Raw genomic sequence first — 3,122 nt, 5'->3', positions numbered from 1 at the left:
TGTTATTCCCATTTCTTAAAATATTCCAAATCAATTCGATTGCAACTATTAATTGCCTAAGCGTGTACCTGTCATCTATATTGTGGAAAACTCAGAAATTGAATAAAATTACTTGCTATGTTTGTCCCTGATTAGTTACCATTTATTTATATGCATTAATATGAAATTAATAATAATTTTACCGACTTGTAAAACGGCCCTACAAACAAAACATGAAATTTAAAGGCATTTTTATTTCTATTCTAACTACTCTTTTAATGAGTAATGCTTGCCTTTATGCACAACATGCTCAGCTTATACAGAAAGGTGGAAATCTCGATCCTAGTTTTTATGATATTACTAAAATAAGTGATAATGAGTATTGGATTGGTGGTGAGTTTGGAGTTTTAAACTCTATGGATACACTGGGCAGAATAACACCTATCAAATTGCCATTCGAATGCAGTCATATATTACGTATTGTAAAAAGAGAATCTGATGTATATATTACGACCACTGATGGGCAATTAATTAACTACAACCTGGTTTCAAAGATTTTCAAACGAAGTACATATGATCAAAAATATCGTAAAAGCTGCTTTTATGATATGCTTATACTTGATGACGGAACCCTTTACATTTGTGGAGGAGCAAGTCGTATTGCCAGCGGAAAAGTGGCCTACCCCAATGGATTTGTTTTAAAAACTTCAGTTGACAAGATGGATGATATTGAAGTGATCTGGAAAAACAGAAACAGTTTTGTATGGTCAATGTATTATGAGCAGGATAAAAACAATTTACTCATGTCTGCCTATTCAATTCCATTATTGAATTCGTCCATTTATTTTTCAAATGACAGTGGTAGCACTTGGAAAAAAGAATTTATAATTAAAGGAATTGTTCACGATTTTGGACAGGTAGGTGATGAAATTTGGTATTGTGGGAGCAAAAATATTTTATATTATAAACATGGAATATTAGGCAAACTTACTCGTAATAGTGAAAGAATTGTTATTAAAGATATAGGTTGTATTTATGACTTTTTCTCATACGAAGAGAAACTAATTAGCTGTAATTATCAAGGACAATTTTTTGAATACAATCTAAATACAAACACCATCAAAGATTTAGATGTTATCAATTCCTACCCTATCTATTCATTCCAAATAATTCGACCAGGGAAGCTTTTAATAGTTGGCCATGGAAATACAATATACTTGTATAACTACCTGCTTGAAAAAAACAAAAAATACAGCCAAAAATAAAAAAGGCTGATTCTTTCGAACCAGCCTTTATACTGAAAAATTATTCTCACTTAGTCAGCCAGAATAATCCGCTCAACCAAACTTTCAGTTGCTGTTGATAATCTGATCAGGTAAATACCTGTTGAGAGTTCTCCCGCATGGAATACTTCGGTATAGCTATTGCCTTTTTCGACTTCTCCTTCGAATAAGGTTGCTACTCGCTTACCTACAATATTATAAACTTCAACTGTTGCTTTCCCACTTTCCGGAACACTGAATTCAATATTCGCCATTCCTTTAAAAGGATTCGGATAAGCTTTCAGACTCATCACTCCTTCATCAGCTATTATTAATGATTCCTCTGCAATCCTTAAATTACCAGGATTCGTATTGTCCCAGCAATCATACCAGTTCCAAGTCACATTGTGGGCATTTGCTTTCACTTTGTCAGCTATATAGAAACCTTGCATGACTGCACTGCTCTTACTACCTCCTGTTAGTTGCAAATATCCATTTGGAGCATAAATACTTCCATTAAATATCAAATCACTGTGTAAATGGACATCTCCTTTCTTCTTGCTCGAACCCATATAGAATATAACCTTAAATTCATCATCATTTATAACGCAATTCTGATGAATATCAAGTTTGTCAGCAATCTTCACTGTTGCATTCTTTCTAAATAATATATAGGACATGCCATTTTTCTTGGAACTCTGAACCTCCAGTTTATTGATCTCAATATCCGACTCGGTGAAGATAACAGAAGCATCTTTGGCCAATTTGATATCACCAAATACAGTTCCTGTCAATGTGACGATAGAACCTTCACCAATATCAACACTGATGTCATTGGAAGTCAATTCAACCTCCTTGTTCTTCTTCACTTTTACTTTCGAGAAAACACCTGTTGCTGCAGATATATTGTAATACATAGTTGGAAGAGTAACATTGGCAGGGGAAGTAATCTTGCTAGCGATCACGGAAGTTTTATGATCCTTTATTTTATAGGCTTTCACAAATGACCCACTGCTGTTGATCTTGCTTCCTTTTCCAATCTTAGCTTCTCCTTTGGCGTCTGTTACTCCTACTGAACCATTAACAACATGATCTTCACCCAAATCCACTTCTTCAAGTCCAATTATTGTGTAGGATGAAATCTGTTTCTCTGGTTCATAATTATAACTGGCCTGAAACTCGGATTTACATCCATTCTGATCAGTTACAAATACTTTGTAATCTCCTGCATTGGAATTAGCTGTTTGAAGAACTATTTCTTGTGTTGTTTTATTCACAGACCAATAAAAATTACTCCACAGATACAAATTTTCAGATGTTGAACTATGAGCAGTGAGGGTCAAACCATTGCACCATTCATTTGCTCCGGTTGCTGTTATTGAAGCGGTTGGTAATGGGTTGATTGTTATTTTTGGAGAGTGAGTGGTAATATTTCCTGAAGGATCTGTAACAGTCCATTTGACTATAGTCTCATTCTTAGGAAATACATGTCCTTCTAAGGTATTGCTGTTGCTTGCATCATTTGTAACAGTATAGGAGCAATTATCCCAGATATCTGTAATGTCAAATTCATTACCTACAACCGTATAAGAATTAGAAGCTGAAGGATCGGCACAATGAGCATGGTCTGCATAAGCGAATTCCGGAAAGATATTGTCTTCCACGGTTACAGTAGCTGTTGCTGTTGAAACGTTTCCGTTAACATCAGTTACTGTTAAAGTAACGTTGTTTGGACCAACTTCTGAACAATCAAAGTCAGTCTGTGATAATGCTAAGGAAGCAATACCGCAAGCATCCGTAGAAACATTGTCAACCGCTGCTGCTGTTGTCGAACCATTTCCTGTTGCATCCAACTGAACGGTTACATTTTGTGCGATGGCT

The 3,122-nt window shown here is 35.2% G+C and carries 2 protein-coding genes; one reads left to right on the top strand and one right to left on the bottom strand.

Features of this window, described 5'->3' with window-relative positions; all coding sequences use genetic code 11:
- Positions 1-212 precede the first annotated feature (212 nt).
- Entirely contained in the window at positions 213-1,244 is a 1,032-nt protein-coding gene (locus HOG71_16340) for a hypothetical protein (protein MBT5992417.1), read from the top strand.
- Between the two features lie 50 nt (positions 1,245-1,294).
- Here HOG71_16340 and HOG71_16335 read toward each other — a convergent pair.
- Positions 1,295-3,122 (bottom strand): T9SS type A sorting domain-containing protein (locus tag HOG71_16335; GenBank protein MBT5992416.1); only part of this gene is annotated, 1,828 nt, incomplete at its 5' end.

Source organism: Bacteroidota bacterium (genome assembly GCA_018698135.1).
Classification (GTDB): domain Bacteria; phylum Bacteroidota; class Bacteroidia; order CAILMK01; family JAAYUY01; genus JABINZ01.
Note: the sequence above shows the minus strand (reverse complement) of the source record. Positions and strands in the feature narration are given on the sequence as shown.